Origin of the sequence: Streptomyces sp. NPDC049040, assembly GCF_043197715.1 — a bacterium.
Classification (GTDB): domain Bacteria; phylum Actinomycetota; class Actinomycetes; order Streptomycetales; family Streptomycetaceae; genus Actinacidiphila.
Genome location: NZ_JBICTO010000001.1, coordinates 1061830 through 1080213 on the forward strand (window position 1 = coordinate 1061830; position 18384 = coordinate 1080213).

Sequence of the window (18384 nt, forward strand, 5' to 3'; positions counted from 1 at the left end):
CGAACCGGGTCCGGGGGCGCCCCGGAACCGACCACGAAACAACACAAAGCAGGAGGAGTCGACATGAAGATCTTCAGGACGGCAAAGGCGGCGGTCGCGCGGGAGTCCCGGCCGCAGCCGCAGCCGCAGCCGCAGCCGCAGCCGGGGCCGGGGCCGGTGGACGTGAGCAGCCGCAGGCCGGCTGGGCGGCGCCGCCCAGGGCGGTGGGACCGCAGGATGCGCGCCTGCCGGACGGCGGCCGAGGCCGGAATGAGCACGGCGGAATACGCCGTCGGGACGATTGCGGCGTGCGGCTTCGCGGCCGTGCTCTACAAGATCGTGACCAGCGGGCCTGTGCGGTCCGCGCTCACCGCGGTGATCGAGAAGGCACTCCATGCGCCCTTCTGACCGCCGTGCGGATCCCGGCCGCGGCCCCGTGGCCGCGGTGCGGGACGAGCGGGGCTATGTCACGGCGGAGACGGCGATCACCATTCCCGTGCTCGTCGTGGTGGCGGGGCTGCTGATCTGGGCGGTGATGGCCGCGGCGGCGCAGGTGGAGTGCGTCGACGCGGCCAGGGCCGGGGCGCGGGCGGCGGCCAGGTCGGAACCGGCCGCCGACGTGGTCGCGGTGGTGCGGGAGGCCGCGCCGTCCGGAGCCCGGGTGAGCGTGGGACGGGCGGGGGACATGGTCACCGTCAGGGTGACCGTTCCCCTGCCGCGGTTCCCTGTCACCCTGACGGCGCGGGCGGCGGCCCTCGCCGAGGACACGGTGGCGGGCGGGGGAGACGCGCCATGACCCGGCGTGGTGACCGGGGGTCGGCCACCGTGTGGTCGCTGGGGATCATCGCGGTGCTGCTGACGCTCTTCGCGGCGGGCCTCTTCCTGGCCCAGGCGGTCGTGCTGCGGCACCGCGCGGGTGCCGCGGCCGACCTGGCGGCTCTCGCGGCGGCCGACCACGCCCTGGACGGCCGTGCCACCGCCTGCGCCCTCGCCACCGAGGTCGCCCGCGCCCAGGGCGCCCGGCTGGCCGCCTGCACCGTCACCGGTGAGATCGCCGACGTGGTGGCGGACGTCGGCGGAGCCCGGGTGCGGTCGCGGGCGGGGCCTGCGTTCGAGTCGGGCTCCGGCGCCGGGGCGGTTGCTGCTCGGGTGGTCGGCGGGGTGTGGCGCGGGGCCGCGCCGGTCTCGTGGGCGGGCGGCACGCGGGTGGCGGCTGTGGTGGGGGCGAAGGTCGCTGCTGGAGGGGCGTTGCGGTTGCGGGTGGAGCCGTTGCCCGTGGCGGGCTCCGGCGCCGTGGCGGTTTCTGTTCGGGTGGTCGGCGGGGTGTGGCGCGGGGCCGCGCCGGTCTCGTGGGCGGGCGGCACGCGGGCAGGGGTGGGGGACGTCGGCCGGGCCCGGGGATCGCGGGCGGGGCCGTCATCCGTCGGCGGAGCCGGGCCTGCCGGGATCCCTGTCGCCGTCCGCGCCGTCGGGAGGGCCGGAGCGGGACGGTCCCTCGTCGGTTCCGGCCGTGACGCCCGCGGCCGGGGCCAGGGACGGCTCGTCGCGGCCGGGGCCCGCGGAGGGCTTCGGCGGAGTGTCCCCGCCCCCGTGCCCGGCCGGCGGCCCGGCGAGGGGCGGGTCGGCGGGGGCCGAGGCGAGGAGGCAGGTGAGGAGGCGGATCGCCGCGGCCTTGTCCAGCGGGTCGTTGCCGTTGCCGCACTTGGGCGACTGGACGCAGGAGGGGCAGCCGAAGTCGCACTCGCAGGCGGCGATGGCCTCGCGGGTGGCGGCGAGCCAGCTCCGGGCGGTGTGGAAGGCGCGTTCCGCGAAGCCGGCGCCGCCGGGGTGGCCGTCGTAGACGAAGACCGTCGGGAGGCCGGTGTCCGCGTGCAGGGGCACGGACACGCCGCCGATGTCCCAGCGGTCGCAGGTGGCGAAGAGCGGAAGGAGGCCGATGGAGGCGTGCTCGGCGGCGTGCAGGGCGCCGGGCAGTTCCTCCGGGTGAATGCCGGCGGCGTCGAGCTGGTCGTCGGTCACCGTCCACCAGACGGCGCGGGTGCGCAGGGTGCGCGGCGGGAGGTCGAGCTTGGTCTCGCCGAGGACCTCGCCGCTGACCAGCCGGCGGCGCAGGTAGGACACCACCTGGTGGGTCACCTCGACCGAGCCGAAGTGGATGCGGGCCTCGCCCCAGGGCTCCTCGATGTCGGCCGCGAGCACCCGGACGGCGGTGGTGTCGCGGGCCATCGTGGAGTAGGTCGGGTCGGCGCGCGTGACCAGGGCGACGCCGTCGTCCAGGTCGAGGTGCTCGACCAGATAGGTGCGGCCCTGGTGCAGGTGGACGGCGCCGTCGTGGACGGCAGTGTGGGCGGAGGAGGCGTCCACCGTGCCCAGCAGGCGCCCGGTCGCCGACTCCACGACCTGGACCGGCTTGCCGCCCTCGCCGCGGATGTCGGTGAGGTCGGCGGCCCGCTCCCTGCGGGTCCAGTACCAGCCGGCGGGCCGGCGCCGCAGCAGCCCGCGCCGCTCGAGCTGCCCGACGAGCGCGGGCGCCTCGGGGCCGAAGAGGGCCAGGTCGTCGTCCGTGAGCGGCAGCTCGGCGGCGGCCGCGCACAGGTGCGGGGCGAGGACGTAGGGGTTGTCAGGGTCGAGGACGGTGGACTCGACGGGCTGCTCGAAGATCGCCTCGGGGTGGTGGACGAGATACGTGTCGAGCGGGTCGTCGCGGCCGACCATGATCGCGAGGGCACCCTGCCCGGAGCGCCCGGCCCGGCCGGCCTGCTGCCACAGCGATGCGCGGGTGCCCGGGTAGCCGGCCAGCAGGACGGCGTCGAGCCCCGAGACGTCCACGCCCAGTTCCAGCGCGGAGGTGGAGGCGAGGCCGAGGAGCCGGCCGGAGTGCAGGTCGCGTTCGAGGGCGCGGCGCTCCTCGGGGAGGTAGCCGCCACGGTAGGCGGCGACCCGGGCCGGGAGCGAGGGGTCCATCTCGGCGAGCCGCTCCTGGGCGATCAGCGCGACCAGTTCCGCGCCGCGCCGGGAGCGTACGAAGGCGACGGTGCGGACGCCCTGGAGGACCAGGTCGGTGAGCAGCTCGGCGGACTCGGCGGTGGCGGTGCGGCGGACGGGCGCCCCGTGCTCGCCGGACAGGCGGGTCAGCGGCGGCTCCCACAGCGCGAAGGCGAGCTCGCCGCGCGGGGACGCGTCGTCGGTGACCTCGGCCACCGGCACCCCGGTGAGCCGGGCGGCGGCGCGCCCGGGATCCGCGGCGGTGGCGGAGGCGAGCAGGAAGACCGGTTCCGCCCCGTAGCGGGCGCAGATCCGCCGCAGCCGGCGCAGCACCTGGGCGACGTGCGAGCCGAAGACACCGCGGTAGGTGTGGCACTCGTCGATCACGACGTAGCGCAGATGGCGCAGGAAGGAGGACCAGCGGGCGTGTCCCGGCAGGATGCCGCGGTGCAGCATGTCCGGGTTGGTGAGGACGTAGGTGGCGTACTGCCTGACCCAGTCGCGCTCCTCGACGGGCGTGTCGCCGTCGTAGACCGCGGGACGCACCGAGGTGCCCAGCGGAGCGGCGAGAGCGGCCACGGCCCGCCGCTGGTCGGCGGCGAGGGCCTTGGTGGGCGCCAGGTAGAGGGCGGTCGCGCCGCGCCCGCCCGCACCCGGGGAGTCGATCCCGTCCAGCAGGGCGCTGAGCACCGGAGCCAGATAGCCCAGCGATTTGCCTGACGCGGTGCCGGTGGACACCACCACCGACTCGCCGCGGGTGGCGTGCTCCGCCGCGCGCGCCTGGTGCTCCCACGGACGGTCGATCCCGGCCGCCGCGACGGCCGCCACGACCTCCGGCCGGATGCCCTCGGGCCAGGATGCATGACGTCCGACCCGCGGGGGCAGGTGCTCCGTATGGGTGATGCGTGCGTCCCGGTCTGCCCCCGCGGCAAGCCGCTCCAAAGCGGTGCGGGGGGACGGGCGGCCGTGCGCCGACTGCGGACATTGATCCTGGGCCATCGGCACTCAGTGTGTCACCGGCGTGACGGACAAACGCAGTAAGGCGTCGTGCTGGCGCACTGCGAAGTGATTGAATGCCATCGCGGCTGCCGGTCCTTCCCCTACCTTCGGTGGGAAGGCCCCTACTCCTCGGTGGGGAGGCCCCCGGGGGAGCCGCGTCGATGCAAGGTGCTGGAGGATCCGTGGACCTGTCCCTGTCGACCCGAACCGTCGGCGATCGCACGATCGTCGAGGTCGGCGGCGAGATTGATGTGTACACCGCGCCCAAGCTGCGTGAGCAGCTTGTGGAGCTCGTGAACGACGGGAGTTACCACCTGGTCGTGGACATGGAGGGGGTCGACTTCCTCGACTCCACCGGACTGGGTGTGCTCGTCGGCGGCCTCAAGCGGGTGCGCGCGCATGAGGGGTCGCTGCGACTGGTGTGCAACCAGGAGCGCATCCTGAAGATTTTCCGTATCACCGGTCTGACCAAGGTGTTCCCGATCCACACCTCGGTCGACGAGGCTGTCGCGGCGACCGACTGATCTTCGCCCGAGCGAAGGGGTACCGGACGGGCCACCGTCCGGACCCCTGTGATGCCCAAAGACCGAGGGGGAGGACATGCCCACCGTAGAACTGCTCTTCAGCGCCCAGCCGGAGCATGTGCGTACAGCACGGCTCGTGGCGGCTGCCGTGGCGCGCCGAGCGGGGGTGGACGAGGCGGCTCTCGACGAGGTCCGGCTCGCCGTGGGCGAGGCTTGCAGCCGGGCTGTCGGGTTGCACCGCAGCAACGGCGTGGAGGCGCCGGTTCGGGTGATGCTCAACGAGGACGAGAAGAAGTTCTCCATCGAGGTCGTCGACGAGGTTCCGGGCAACGCCTCCGGCTCGTCGCCGGACGGCGGCGCGGACGAGGCGGCCGACGACGAGGGTGAAATGGGCCTGGCCGTGATCAGCGGTCTGGTGGACGACGTCGAGGTCATCGAGGGTGCCGGCGGCGGAGTGATCCGCATGAGCTGGCCCACCGCCTCCGTCTAGAAAAGGGCTCGCACGGGCCGACGATCTTTCTCCCCCCAAAGCCCGATTGTGCAATTGCCGTGGGAATTCCCTACCGGCACCCTTTTTTGATCTTCTGCGGCTCCCTACAATCCGTCCATCTTGCTCAGCTCGCCTGAGCGTCGCGGCTTTGTCGAGCCGTAGGAGCCGCACGCCCATGCGCCAAACGTCAAGGAGGACGAATGGCGGGGCCACTTACCCCTCACACGCTCGCTGCGGATCCGGTGCTCACCGACGGAAACCGCCTGCTCGTATGGATCATCGCGGTGGTCGCCTTGGCCGCCCTTGCGCTCGCCGCGGTGTTGGTACGTCAAGTGCTCGCGTCGGACGAAGGCTCCGACAGCATGAAGAAGATCGCTGCTGCCGTGCAGGAAGGCGCCAACGCCTACCTCGCACGGCAGTTCCGTACCCTGGCGGTCTTCGCCGTCGCGGCGTTCTTCCTGCTCATGCTGCTTCCCGCGGACGACACCTCGCAGCGTATCGGCCGGTCGATCTTCTTTCTGGTCGGCGCCGTTTTCTCGGCGATCACCGGATACGTCGGAATGTGGCTCGCGGTGCGCAGCAATGTGCGGGTCGCAGCGGCGGCGAGAGCGGCGACACCGGAACCCGGTGAACCACCCGCCGATTTGACGGAGGTCTCGCACCGGGCGATGAAGATCGCATTCAGGACGGGCGGTGTCGTCGGAATGTTCACCGTCGGGCTCGGCCTGCTCGGTGCCTCGGCCGTCGTGCTGATCTACAAGGCAGACGCGCCCAAGGTGCTGGAGGGCTTCGGCTTCGGCGCGGCGCTGCTGGCGATGTTCATGCGGGTCGGCGGCGGCATCTTCACCAAGGCCGCCGATGTGGGCGCCGACCTGGTCGGCAAGGTCGAGCAGGGCATACCTGAGGACGATCCGCGCAATGCCGCGACCATCGCGGACAATGTCGGCGACAACGTGGGGGACTGCGCCGGCATGGCGGCGGACCTGTTCGAGTCCTACGCCGTCACGCTGGTGGCGGCGCTGATCCTCGGCAAGGTGGCCTTCGGCGACTCGGGCCTGGCCTTCCCGCTCCTCATCCCGGCGATCGGCGTGCTCACCGCGATGATCGGCATCTTCGCCGTCGCCCCCCGGCGCAGCGACCGCAGCGGCATGTCGGCCATCAACCGCGGCTTCTTCATCTCCGCGGTGATCTCGATGGTCGGCGTGGCGGTGGCCGTCTACACCTATCTGCCGTCCTCCTACGCGGATCTGGACGGCGTCGGCGCCGACATCAGCGGGCACCCGGGTGATCCGCGGGTGCTCGCCCTGGTGGCGGTCGCCATCGGCATCGTGCTGGCCGCGCTGATCCAGCAGCTCACCGGCTACTTCACCGAGACGTCGAGGCGCCCGGTCCGCGACATCGGCAAGAGCTCGCTGACGGGCCCCGCGACGGTCGTGCTGTCCGGTGTGTCGCTTGGCCTGGAGTCCGCCGTCTACTCGGCCATGCTGATCGGGCTGTCGGTCTACGGCGCTTTCCTGCTCGGCGGTACGTCGGTGTGGCTGGCGCTGTTCGCGGTCGCGCTCGCGGGGACCGGCCTGCTGACCACGGTCGGCGTCATCGTCGCCATGGACACCTTCGGGCCGGTCTCCGACAACGCCCAGGGCATCGCCGAGATGTCGGGCGACGTCCACGGCGAGGGCGCCCAGGTGCTCACCGACCTCGACGCGGTCGGCAACACCACCAAGGCCATCACCAAGGGCATCGCCATCGCCACGGCGGTGCTGGCGGCGACGGCGCTCTTCGGGTCGTTCAAGGAAGCCGTCGACACTGCTGTCGACACGGCGCATCCGGCGGCCTCCGACGCCCGCTGGCTGTCGCTGGACATCTCCCAGCCCAACAACCTGGTCGGGCTGCTGTTCGGCGCGGCCGTGGTCTTCCTCTTCTCGGGCCTTGCGATCAGCGCGGTGTCCCGGTCGGCGGGCGCGGTGGTCTACGAGGTGCGCCGGCAGTTCCACGACCATCCGGGGATCATGGACGGCACCGAGCTGCCCGAATACGGCCGGGTGGTGGACATCTGCACCAAGGACGCCCTGCGCGAGCTGGCCACTCCCGGCCTGCTCGCGGTCCTGGCCCCGGTCGCGGTGGGCTTCAGCCTCGGTATCGGCTCGCTGGCGTCGTATCTGGCCGGGGCGATCGGCGCCGGCACCCTGATGGCGGTCTTCCTGGCCAACTCCGGCGGGGCGTGGGACAACGCCAAGAAGCTGGTCGAGGACGGCCACCACGGCGGCAAGGGCAGCGAGGCGCATGCGGCGACCGTCATCGGCGACACCGTGGGCGACCCGTTCAAGGACACCGCGGGCCCGGCCATCAACCCGCTGCTCAAGGTGATGAACCTGGTGGCGCTGCTGATCGCACCCGCGGTGGTGAAGTTCAGCTACGGCGTCGACGCCAACGTCGCGGTGCGGATCGTCGTGGCGGGCATCGCGATCGTGGTGATCGTGGCGGCGGTCTACATCTCCAAGCGCCGGGGTGTCGCCATGGGTGGCGCCGACGACATGGACGAAGGGGACGGCGACGGGGGGCAGGACCGCACCTCGAGCGGCTCCACGGTGGCCGCCTGACCCCATGTCCCGGCCACACCTGGGGCCCCGTGTCCGTGCGGCGCCTGGCCCGCGCCTGGCCCCGTGTCCGTGCGGCGCCTGACCCCGTGTGTCCGTGCGGCGCCTGACCCGGGGTCAGGCGTGGCGTCCGGTCCGGTGCCGGACGCCACGCCCGGCCCGACATGTCGCGGTGTGACATCTGCCACACCGTCACCCCTGCGGTGGGTGCCCGGATTTGCCCGGGTACCCACCGCTCGACGGCCGCCGGACGGCACCGTCCGTGCTGCCGGCCGGCAGCGTACCGTCGCTTGATACGAATGGCTTGAATATCGGACGAATGGTGGCAAATTCTTCCGATGATTCGCGGTCGACACCCCCTTCCCGTGTAAGTTCCGGGGCCGTGAGGCCACGGAAGGGACCCAACCGGTGAAGCTGAACCACAGGCTCGGGGCCGCGCTGTCCGGTGCGGTCGCGCTGCTGGCGCTGTCGTCGCTGGCGGCGTGTTCGAGTGACGACACAGGCAAGGAACTGGACGCCTGGGCAAAGGGCGTCTGCGACCAGACCGCGGCCCAGACCAAGAAGATCAACGCCGCGAACGCCGCGCTCACCAAGGTCGACAGCGGCGGCAAGCCGGAGGACATCAAGGCCGCGGACTCCGCCGCCTTCCAGCAGATCTCCGACGCGTACAAGGCCTGGGCCGGCATCTTCAGCCAGGCGGGCGCCGCACCCGGCAGCGATGGCACCGAGTTCCAGCAGAAGGCCGTCACCTCCCTCACCACCCTGTCCACCCAGTACGCGGGCCTGAAGAAGCAGATCGACGGGCTGGACACCACCGACCAGGACAAGTTCGCCGCGGGCCTGAGCGGGGTGTCCGACTCCTTCAAACAGGTCGGCGCCGACGGCGACAAGGCCCTGGCCGCCCTGCGCCAGGGCGACCAGGGCAAGGCGCTCGCGAAGCAGCCGGGCTGCCAGAGCGTGCCCGCCACGGCGTCCCCCGCCAGCTCCTGAGCACTGTCCCGCAGCGCCCGCGCACGCCCCCGCGCGCATCCCGGCGGCCCGGTGGTACGCGCACCGGGCGCCGGGCGGCCGCGCTTCCGCGACAATGGCCGGTGTGAAGACGCCCCGCCTCCCCGTACCCGACAGCGCGCGCGCCCTGCGTGACGACCTGCGAGCCGCGGCCTTCACGGCCGACGGCTGCCTGGACCTGCTCGGCGCCGTCGCCTATGCCGCGCTGTCCCGTGCGGAGACCGTCCCCGCGCTGCGCGCCACCCGCGGCGCCGGCCCGCTGGAGACCCTGGTCAGGCTCTTCCTCCTGCAATGCCCCGTCCCCTGGGAACGGGCCCGCGCCGCGCTTCCCGGCCTCGACGGCCACACGGCGGACGGCTGGCTGCTGCGCGACGGCGACGAGGTGCGCGCCACCGTCGACGTACGCCCCTACGCGGGTGACGGCGGCGCCGACTGGTGGATCGTGTCCGACCTGGGGTGCGCGGTCGGTGGCGCCGGCGGAATCGGCAGCGCCCCCGGCGTGGACCGGGCCGACCTGGTGCTGGGCGTCGGCGGTGCGTCCACCACGCTGGCCGGGCTGACGGTGCGCGAACCGGTCGGCAGCGCGCTCGACCTCGGCACCGGGTCCGGCGTCCAGGCGCTGCACGCAGCCCGGCACGCCACCCGCGTGACGGCCACCGACCTCAATCCGCGCGCCCTGCACTTCGCCCGGCTCACCCTCGCCCTGTCCGGGGCGCACGAGCCCGACCTGCGCCGGGGCAGCCTCTTCGAGCCCGTCGGCGACGAACGCTACGACCTGATCGTCTCCAACCCGCCTTTCGTGATCTCACCGGACAGCCGCTTCACCTACCGCGACGGCGGCATGGGAGGCGACGACCTGTGCCGCACGCTGGTCCAGCAGGCCGCCGACCACCTCAACGACGGAGGCTGGTGCCAGCTGCTCGCCAACTGGCAGCACACCGAGGGCCAGGACTGGCGGGAGCGCGTCAGCGGCTGGGTGCCGCGCGGCTGCGACGCCTGGATCGTGCAGCGCGAGGTGCAGGACGTCGCCCAGTACGCGGAATTGTGGCTGCGCGACGGCGGTGACCACCGCGCGGACCCGGCGGCGTACGCGGCCCGCTACGACGCCTGGCTCGACGACTTCGAGCGTGCCAAGGTCAGCGGTGTCGGCTTCGGCTGGATCACCCTGCGCAAGTCGGGCGCGCAGCAGCCGGTGATCACCGCGGAGGAGTGGCCGCACCCGGTGGAGCAGCCGCTCGGCCCGCACATCGCCGCGTGGTTCGCCCGGCAGGACTTCCTGCGCCGCCACGACGACGCCGACCTGCTCGAAGCCCGCTTCACGCTCGCCGACGAGGTGGTGCAGGAGCAGGTCGGGATGCCGGGCGCCGAGGACCCGGAGCACGTGGTGCTGCGCTCGGCCCGCGGCATGCGCAGGGCCACCAAGGTCGACACGGTGGGCGCGGGCTTCGCGGGGGTCTGCGACGGCACCCTGCCGGCCGGCCGGATCGTGGACGCCATCGCACAACTGCTCGGTGAGGACCCGGTGGTGCTGCGGGACCGTACGCCCGAGTCGATCCGGATGCTGGTCGAGCAGGGCTTCCTCGACCCCGTGCACGAAGGCGTCAACCCGCCGCACTGACCGTCACACGGGTGTCAGCGCAGATTCCGCAGCACCGCCCACGCCACGAGCACCGCGCCCACCGCGTAGGACGCCCGCGCGCCCAGCACAGGACGCCAACGCCGGCCGCGCAGCCCCGCCACCGCCCAGCGCCCGGCGACCGCGAGCAGGAACGGGGTGCAGAGCAGCAGCAGGCCGTTGTCGTGGAAGGCACGCACCGGGTCCGCGTGCAGCAGGTCGTAGGCCATCCGGGTGGCGCCGCAGACCGGGCAGAGCAGCCCCGTGGCCCAGTTGAAGGGGCAGCGGGGCAGCCAGTGGCCCGGCTGGTGCGGATCGGTGCGGTAGAGGAAGGCCGCCCCGGCAAGGCCCGCCGCGAGTGCGCCCAGCGGTGCCGCGGCCGGATGCGCGGCCGCCCGCCGCAGCGGCCCTGCGCCGCCGGCCGGACGGGCTCCCGCAGTGGTCACCGGTGCGTCACGCGCTCAGGCTGCGGGCGTAGTTGACCTGCTGCATGATCGCGTAGACATCCTGCGGGCGGCGCACCGGGATCATCGTGGCGTGGTATTTGCCACCGCTGTTGACCGTCACCTGGGCGAAGCCGGACGTCTCGTACTCCTTGATCAGCAGGAAGAACAGGCCGGTCAGGCAGGCGGGAAAGAAAAGGACGGCCAGCACGATCGCGTACGGGGGCGTCCTGGCCTGGGTCTGCGACATGTCGGACGCCGTCCAGACCGCGCCGCGCAGCGGCAGCAGACCCGCAGGGGTCATGATGCCGCCCTGGGTGATCGCGATGTCGCCGATGGTCATCAGGGTGGCGCCGGGACCGTACTGCTGCTGTTGCTGCGCCGCACCGCCGTGCTGCCAGCCGGGCCCGGGCGCCGGGGACGGCGGCCGGGCGACCTGCGGGGGGATGCCGTAGCCGGGCAGCGCGGGCATGGTCGGCTGGTAGGACGGCAGCGAGGTCTTCTGGACCCGCGGGTCGTCCTGCGGGTCGGTGCCGTACGGGTCGGTGCCGTAGGAGTGGTCGGCCCCGTACGGATTCTGGTCGGTCATCCGGTCCCCCTGTACCGCTGCGGCCGGCGGCGCGGAAAGGCCGGCGCCGCGCTGGTTGCCGACCATCCTCGCAGCCCGCGCCCGCCACGTCGCGTCCCCCGCCGCAACCGGCCGGGGTTCACCCGCCGGGGGGTGTCCCGGGTCTCGGCCGACTCTGACATGACCCGTCCATGCGGCAGACAGACCGCTTGTCGGGTTACCGTTCGGATGGCGTTGTTGACTTTTCCCGTTTGACACAGGACCGGGAGGTACGGTCACACTCCGCAGCGTCACCCCTTCGAACCGGAGAGAAGAGCGAAGTTGTCCCCGACCCGCGAGACCGCACCGGCCGGCCGCCGACTCGTCATTGTCGAGTCGCCCGCCAAGGCGAAGACGATCAAGGGCTATCTCGGCCCTGGATACGTCGTCGAGGCCAGCGTCGGGCACATCCGCGACCTCCCCAACGGGGCCGCCGAAGTGCCGGCGGAGTACAAGGGCCAGCCGTGGGCGCGGCTCGGCGTCAATGTGGACAGCGACTTCCAGCCGATCTACGTCGTCAACGCCGATAAGAAGGCACAGGTCAAGAAGCTCAAGGAGCTTCTCAAGGACTCCGACGAACTATTCCTCGCCACCGATGAGGACCGCGAGGGCGAGGCCATCGCCTGGCATTTGCAGGAAATCCTCAAGCCCAAGGTCCCCGTGCACCGGATGGTCTTCCACGAGATCACCAAGGACGCCATCCAGGAAGCCGTCCGCAATCCGCGCGAACTGAACCAGCGGCTCGTCGACGCCCAGGAGACCCGCCGCATCCTCGACCGCCTCTACGGCTACGAGGTCTCGCCCGTGCTGTGGAAGAAGGTCATGCCGCGGCTTTCGGCAGGCCGCGTCCAGTCGGTGGCCACCCGGCTCGTCGTCGAGCGGGAACGCGAGCGCATCGCCTTCCGCTCCGCCGAGTACTGGGACCTGACCGGCGTCTTCGACACCGGCCGCAGCGGCGACGCCTCCGACCCGTCCACGCTCAACGCCCGGCTGGTCTCCGTCGACGGTCGCCGGGTCGCCCAGGGCCGCGACTTCGACGCCGCCACCGGTGCGCTCAAGGGCGGCGCCACCGTCCTGCAGCTCGACGAGGCGGCCGCCCGCGCGCTGGCCGCGGCACTCGCCGACACCCGCTTCACGGTCCGCAGCGTCGAGTCCAAGCCCTACCGCCGCTCGCCCTACGCGCCCTTCCGCACCACGACCCTCCAGCAGGAGGCGTCGCGCAAGCTCGGATTCGGCGCCAAGGCCACCATGCAGGTCGCGCAGAAGCTGTACGAGAACGGCTTCATCACCTACATGCGTACGGACTCCACGACCCTGTCCGAGACCGCGATCCGCGCCGCCCGCACCCAGGTCACCCAGCTCTACGGCGCCGACTACCTTCCCGACAAGCCCCGCGTCCACGCCACCAAGGTCAAGAACGCGCAGGAGGCGCACGAGGCGATCCGCCCCTCGGGCGACCGCTTCCGCACCCCGGCGGAGACCGGCCTGACCGGCGACCAGTTCCGGCTGTACGAGCTGATCTGGATGCGGACCGTCGCCTCCCAGATGAAGGACGCGGTCGGCCAGTCCGTCACCGTCAAGGTCGGCGGCACCTCGGCCGACGGCAGGGACGCCGAATTCAGCGCGTCCGGCAAGATCATCACCTTCCACGGCTTCCTCAAGGCGTACGTCGAAGGCGCGGACGACCCCAACGCCGAGCTCGACGACCGCGAGCGCCGGCTGCCGCAGGTCGCCGAGGGCGACCCGCTCACGGCCGAGCAGATCACCGCCGACGGCCACGCCACCAAGCCGCCCGCCCGCTACACCGAGGCGTCGCTGGTCAAGGAGCTGGAAGAGCGCGAGATCGGCCGCCCGTCGACCTACGCCACCATCCTGGGCACCATCCTCGACCGCGGCTACGTCTTCAAGAAGGGCACCGCGCTCGTCCCGACGTTCCTGTCCTTCGCCGTCGTCAACCTGCTGGAGAAGCACTTCGGCTGGCTGGTCGACTACGACTTCACCGCCTCCATGGAGGACGACCTCGACCGCATCGCCCGCGGCGAGGCCCAGTCCGTGCCGTGGCTGCGCCGCTTCTACTTCGGCGCGGACGACCCGGGCGCGGCCGCCGCCTCGCCCGGCAGCGACGGCGACCACCTCGGCGGGCTCAAGGAACTCGTCGAGGACCTCGGCGCCATCGACGCCAGGGAGATCTCCTCCTTCCCCGTCGGCGACGGCATCGTGCTGCGGGTGGGCCGCTACGGCCCCTACATCGAGAAGGGCGAACGCGGCGAGGAGGACCACCGCCGCTCCGACGTCCCCGAGGACCTGCCGCCCGACGAGCTGGACGTCGAGTACGCAGAAGAGCTCTTCGCCCGTCCCAGCGGCGACTTCGACCTGGGCACCGACCCGGCGACCGGCCGCCCGATCGTCGCCAAGGACGGCCGCTACGGCCCCTACGTCACCGAGGTCCTCCCCGAGGACACCCCGAAGACCGGCAAGAACGCGATCAAGCCGCGGACCGCCTCGCTCTTCAAGTCGATGTCCCTCGACACGGTCACCCTGGAGGACGCGCTCCGGCTGATGTCGCTGCCGCGCGTCGTCGGCGCCGACGCGGAAGGCGTCGAGATCACCGCGCAGAACGGCCGCTACGGGCCGTATCTGAAGAAGGGCACCGACTCGCGCTCGCTCGAGACCGAGGACCAGCTCTTCACGATCACCCTCGACGAGGCGCTGGCGATCTACGCGCAGCCCAAGCAGCGCGGGCGCGCGGCCGCCAAGCCGCCGCTCAAGGAACTCGGCACCGACCCGGTCAGCGAGCGGCCCGTCGTCGTCAAGGACGGCCGCTTCGGTCCCTACGTGACCGACGGGGAGACCAACGCCACGCTCCGGCGCGACGACGACGTCGAGACGATCACCCCGGAGCGGGGTTACGAACTCCTCGCCGAGAAGCGGGCGAAGGGGCCGGCCAAGAAGAAGGCCGCGCCGGCCAAGCGGGCTGCGCCGGCGAAGAAGGCTGCGGCCAAGAAGGCCGCGCCGGCGAAGAAGGCTGCTTCTGCGAGCAAGGCTGCCGCCGGCAAGAAGGCGGCGGCGAAGAAGTCCGCACCCTCTGCGGAATAGCGCTTCCGGCGGTTCTTTCGGGGTGCCCCCGTGGGCGGGCTTCGCCGGCTCTGCGGGGGTGCGTGCTGTCGCGGGCGGACCGCCGGTCGGTGGGTGGTTGCTCGCGCAGTTCCTCGCGCCCCTGAGGGGTTGAGGTTCGTGGCCACAGGATGGTCGTGCGTGGCTTGTCGCGCGGTTCCTCGCGCCCCTGGGTGGTGGCGTCCTTCCGTGGGGCGGCCCGGGTGGGTCTGGTGGGGTGCACCTCGCGGGTGGGGTGCCGGTTGGTGGGTGGTTGCTCGCGCAGTTCCTCGCGCCCCTGAGGGGCTGTGGTTCGTGGCCAGACGGTGGTCGTGCGTGGCTTGTCGCGCGGTTCCTTGCGCCCCTGGGTGGTGGCGTCCTTCCGTGGGGCGGCCCGCCCGGTATTGGTGCGGTGCACCTCGCGGGTGGGGTGCCGGTTGGTGGGTGGTTGCTCGCGCAGTTCCTCGCGCCCCTGAGGGGCTGTGGTTCGTGGCCACAGGATGGTCGTGCGTGGCTTGTCGCGCGGTTTCTCGCGCCCCTGAGGGGCTGAGGTTCGTGGCCACATGACGGTCGTGCGTGGCTTGTCGGGCGGTTGCTTGCGCGCCTGGGTGGCGGCGTCTTCCGTGGGGTGCCCCGGGTGGGGTTTGGCGGGGTGGTACTGGGGCTCGGACGCGGGGGGATGGGCGATAGGCTGTTGGGATGACGCGATCCGAGCAGCCCCCGCAGCCCGCTGACGTCACGCCCGCCTTCTCGGGCGGTTTGGCAGCGGATTCACGGGACCGCGCAGTCGGAGCGCTGCTGAAGATCCCGGCACTGCGGAAGTTGTGGAACGCCCAGCTCACCGGCGCCGTCGCGGACCGCCTCGGCCTGCTGGTGCTGCTCTTGCTGACGGTGCAGGCGACAGCCGCCGCGAACGCGTTCGGCGGCGGCTACCGGGGGGTCGCCCTCGCGACGGCCGCGGTGTTCGCAGCCCGCCTCGTGGCGACGCTCCTCTTCGGCGCCGTCCTGCTCGGCCCGCTGTCCGCGGCGACCGCGGAAGGCGGCCCGCTGGACCGCCGCTGGACCATGATCGGCGCCGACGCCGTACGGCTCGGGCTGTTCATCGTCGCCCCGCTGTGGATCACCTGGTCGCAGGACTCCGCCCACATCTGGCTGCTGGGCACCGCCTTCGTCGCCGGGATCGCGGAGCGCCTGTGGGCGGTGGCCAAGGACGGCGCGGCGCCCGTGCTGCTGCCGGCCCCGGGCAACACCTCGGTCCGCCCCGCTCCCGACAACCTGGCCACCCTGCACCGGCTCGACCTGCGGACCAGCTTCGTCGCGCTGCCGCTGGCCGCCGCCGCGATGGTGGTCATCACGCTGATCAACACGCTGCTGGCGACCGGCATCGACTGGTTCGACCTGCACCAGGTCGCGCTGTCGTCCTACGTCGCCGCCGGGCTGTTCTCCTCTTCCATGGCGGTGCTGTCCGCGCTGGAGCTCCCTTCGGGCACGGCGGCCAGGCCGCGTTCGCCGCTGGAGAGCCTGCGGCTGCCCAAGGGCCCCGCCGGCGCCGAGAACGGCAGGACCGGCGCGCTGCCGCTGCTGGTGCTGTCGACCGCCGCGGTCGCCGGGGCCGTCGCCGCGGCCGTCGCCGTGGCGGTGCTCCACGCCGCGGCACTGGGCTTCGGCCCGACCGGCTTCGGCCTGCTCGTCCTCGTACTGACCGCGGGCAGCGTGCTCGGCATCAGGGTCGCCCCGCGTACGCTGCCCGGCCTGTCCCGGCGGCGGCTGCTGGCGCTGGCCATCGGGGTCACCGGCGTCGCGCTGCTGCTGACCGGCCTGGTCCCCGACCCCACCACCGTGCTGCTGCTCGGCCTGCTGGCCGGTGTCGCCGCCGGTATAAGCGCCAACACCGGGCACCTGCTGATCGAGCAGGAGGCCGAGGAGAGCCGCAGGGCCAGGACCACGGAACACCTCCAGGCGGTGGCGAGGGCCGCACTCGGTGTCGCCGCGATCTGCGCGCCGCTGCTGGCCGCCGCGATCGGCCCGCACCGCATCGACAACGGCCGCTTCACCTTCGACCACGCCGGCGCCGCCTACACGCTGATGCTGGTGGGCGCGCTGCTGCTGCCCGTCGCCGCGCTCGTGCTCGGCAAGACCGACGACCGCAGCGGTGTACCGCTGCGCCGCGACCTGCGCGAGGCGCTGCGCGGCGCGGAACCGTCCACGGCCCCCGCGGCCACCGGCTTCTTCATCGCCGTCGAAGGCGGTGACGGGGCGGGCAAGTCCACCCAGGTCGAGGCGCTGGCGAGCTGGATCCGCGCCAAGGGCCACGAAGTCGTCGTCACCCGCGAGCCCGGCGCCACCGCGGTGGGCAAGCGGCTGCGGTCGATCCTGCTCGACGTGTCGTCCGGCGGGATCTCGCACCGCACGGAGGCGCTGCTCTACGCCGCCGACCGTGCCGAGCACATCGACTCCGTCGTACGGCCCGCGCTGGCCCGCGGCGCCGTCGTCATCTCCGACCGCTACATCGACTCGGCCGTCGCCTACCAGGGCGCGGGGCGCGACCTGGCGCCCACCGAGATCGCCCGTATCAACCGCTGGGCCACCGGCGGGCTCGTCGCCCACCTGACCGTGCTGCTCGACGTGTCGCCCGAGACCGCGAGGGAACGGTTCACCGAGGCGCCCGACCGGCTCGAGTCCGAGCCGCCGGAATTCCACCAGCGGGTCCGTGCCGGTTTCCTCACCCTCGCCGCGGCCGACCCCGCGCGCTATCTGGTCATCGACGCCGGCCAGGACGCGGCCGCCGTCACCACGGTGATACGGCACCGGCTCGACGAGGTCCTCCCGCTGTCCGAGCAGGAGATCGAGGCCCGCGCCGAGGCGGACCGCAAGGCCGCGGAGGAAGCGGCGCGGCTCGCCGCCGAGGAGGCCGCTCGCAAGGCCGCGGCCGAGAAGGCGGAGCGCGAGCGGCAGGCGCAGCTGGAGAAGCTGCGCCGCGAGGAGGAGGAGCGGCGGGTCGCCGCGGAGGAGGCCGCGCGGCGGGAGATCGCGGAGCGCAAGGCCGCGCAGGAGGCGGAGGTCGCGCGCCTGCGCCAGGAGGAGGCCGACCGGGTCGCCGCCGAGCAGGCGGAGCGGATCGCGGCGGAGACCGCGGCCAGGGAGGCCGAGCAGGCCAGGCTCCGGCGGCTCGCGGAAGAGCAGGCGAAGCTGCGGTCCGAGGCGGAGGCGCGGCGGCTGGAGAAGCAGCGCAAGGCGGAGGAGGCGCTGCTGCGCGCGGAGGCGGCGCGAGCCGCAGCCACGTCCTCGTCCGCTCCCGCGGAGGCGGACGACGATACGACGATCGTCTCGCCGATCGTTTCCGACGGGCGTGAGTCGGAGCCGGACTCCGGGTCGGGGTCGGGAGACGCGGACTCCTCGGAGACCACGACGGTGCTGCCGCCGGTCGTACCGGAGCCCGAGCCCGAGCCCGAGTCGGATTCTGCCTCCACGGACGAGCCGTCCTCCGACTCGTCCGAGACCACGACGGTGCTGCCGCCGGTCGTGCCGAGGTCCGAGCCGGGGTCCGGGCCCGGGTCGGAGCCGAAGGACGCGGCCGGGTCGGGGTCCGACTCGGACGAGACGGCGGTCCTGCCTGCGGTTTCCGCGGAGCCCGCGCCCGACGAGACGGCGGTCCTGCCGCCGGTGCCGGGTACGGCCAGCGACACGAGTCCGGCCGACCGGGTGCCGCCGTGGCTCTTCCGGCCCGAGACGGGGGAGACGGAGCGGACCAGGGAGCTTCCCGCGGTCCAGCCGCCGCCCGCGAGGCGCCCGCGGCCTGACTGGGCCGAGGAGACGCCGCTCGACGACCTTCCGACGCTCGCCGACGAACTGCTCGGCCGCCCGGACGACGACGACCCCCGCCACCGCCGCTGACTCTCGGGGTGGCCTTTCCCCGGGGCACCCCTGGGGAATGGCCACCCTCTTGTCATTCCGGCGCGGCTGTCGCCGGTGTCACCGGCAGGAGCGTCGCTCCAGCGCTCCAGGGCTCCAGGGCGTCCGCAGGGTGATGTCGGCCGCTGAGCT

At 72.9% G+C, this 18384-nt stretch carries 12 protein-coding genes and 1 pseudogene; 10 read left to right on the plus strand and 3 right to left on the minus strand.

Features of this window, described 5'->3' with window-relative positions:
- Positions 1–63 precede the first annotated feature (63 nt).
- From ACGFMP_RS04830 to ACGFMP_RS04840, 3 genes and pseudogenes are all read left to right on the plus strand, one after another.
- Positions 64–387, plus strand: coding sequence for a DUF4244 domain-containing protein (locus ACGFMP_RS04830; protein ID WP_393670252.1), 324 nt, complete (start codon positions 64–66; stop codon positions 385–387).
- A complete protein-coding gene (locus ACGFMP_RS04835; protein ID WP_393670253.1) occupies positions 374–775 on the plus strand; it encodes a TadE family type IV pilus minor pilin in 402 nt (133 codons plus the stop codon). Before ACGFMP_RS04830 ends, ACGFMP_RS04835 begins: the two co-directional genes overlap by 14 nt.
- Positions 772–1074: pseudogene (locus ACGFMP_RS04840) on the plus strand (Rv3654c family TadE-like protein); the annotation flags it as partial. The gene ACGFMP_RS04835 and the pseudogene ACGFMP_RS04840, both read left to right, overlap by 4 nt.
- Before the next feature lie 321 nt (positions 1075–1395).
- Here the strand turns inward: ACGFMP_RS04840 and ACGFMP_RS04845 are convergent.
- Complete coding sequence (locus tag ACGFMP_RS04845) at positions 1396–3963, minus strand: DEAD/DEAH box helicase (RefSeq protein WP_393670254.1); 2568 nt, start codon at positions 3961–3963, stop codon at positions 1396–1398.
- A gap of 182 nt (positions 3964–4145) precedes the next feature.
- Here ACGFMP_RS04845 and bldG point away from each other — a divergent pair, with 182 nt between their 5' ends.
- From bldG to ACGFMP_RS04870, 5 genes are all read left to right on the plus strand, one after another.
- A complete protein-coding gene (gene bldG / locus ACGFMP_RS04850; RefSeq protein ID WP_031520166.1) occupies positions 4146–4487 on the plus strand; it encodes an anti-sigma factor antagonist BldG in 342 nt (113 codons plus the stop codon).
- A gap of 76 nt (positions 4488–4563) precedes the next feature.
- A complete protein-coding gene (locus tag ACGFMP_RS04855) occupies positions 4564–4977 on the plus strand; it encodes an ATP-binding protein (RefSeq protein WP_393670255.1) in 414 nt (137 codons plus the stop codon).
- A gap of 200 nt (positions 4978–5177) precedes the next feature.
- Positions 5178–7577 (plus strand): sodium-translocating pyrophosphatase, encoded by a 2400-nt coding sequence (locus ACGFMP_RS04860; RefSeq protein WP_393670256.1) that lies wholly within the window; start codon positions 5178–5180, stop codon positions 7575–7577.
- A gap of 405 nt (positions 7578–7982) precedes the next feature.
- Positions 7983–8564: a small secreted protein gene (locus tag ACGFMP_RS04865; protein WP_393670258.1), complete on the plus strand. Its 582-nt coding sequence runs from the start codon at positions 7983–7985 to the stop codon at positions 8562–8564.
- Between the two features lie 94 nt (positions 8565–8658).
- A complete protein-coding gene (locus ACGFMP_RS04870; protein ID WP_393670259.1) occupies positions 8659–10200 on the plus strand; it encodes a methyltransferase in 1542 nt (513 codons plus the stop codon).
- A gap of 14 nt (positions 10201–10214) precedes the next feature.
- On the opposite strand, the gene ACGFMP_RS04875 is transcribed toward ACGFMP_RS04870, so the two are convergent.
- The gene (locus tag ACGFMP_RS04875) at positions 10215–10643 is read right to left on the minus strand and encodes a DUF2752 domain-containing protein (RefSeq protein WP_393670260.1); all 429 of its coding nucleotides are present in this window, start codon (positions 10641–10643) and stop codon (positions 10215–10217) included.
- Between the two features lie 7 nt (positions 10644–10650).
- Positions 10651–11229 carry a hypothetical protein gene (locus tag ACGFMP_RS04880; protein ID WP_393670261.1) on the minus strand — a complete coding sequence of 193 codons (579 nt, stop codon included), beginning with the start codon at positions 11227–11229 and terminating at the stop codon, positions 10651–10653.
- Positions 11230–11529: 300 nt separating this feature from the next.
- On the opposite strand from ACGFMP_RS04880, the gene topA reads away from it, so the two are divergent.
- The gene (gene topA / locus ACGFMP_RS04885; RefSeq protein WP_393670262.1) at positions 11530–14343 is read left to right on the plus strand and encodes a type I DNA topoisomerase; all 2814 of its coding nucleotides are present in this window, start codon (positions 11530–11532) and stop codon (positions 14341–14343) included.
- Positions 14344–15039: 696 nt separating this feature from the next.
- Positions 15040–18234 carry a dTMP kinase gene (tmk, locus tag ACGFMP_RS04890; RefSeq protein ID WP_393670263.1) on the plus strand — a complete coding sequence of 1065 codons (3195 nt, stop codon included), beginning with the start codon at positions 15040–15042 and terminating at the stop codon, positions 18232–18234.
- The last annotated feature ends 150 nt before the right edge of the window (positions 18235–18384 follow it).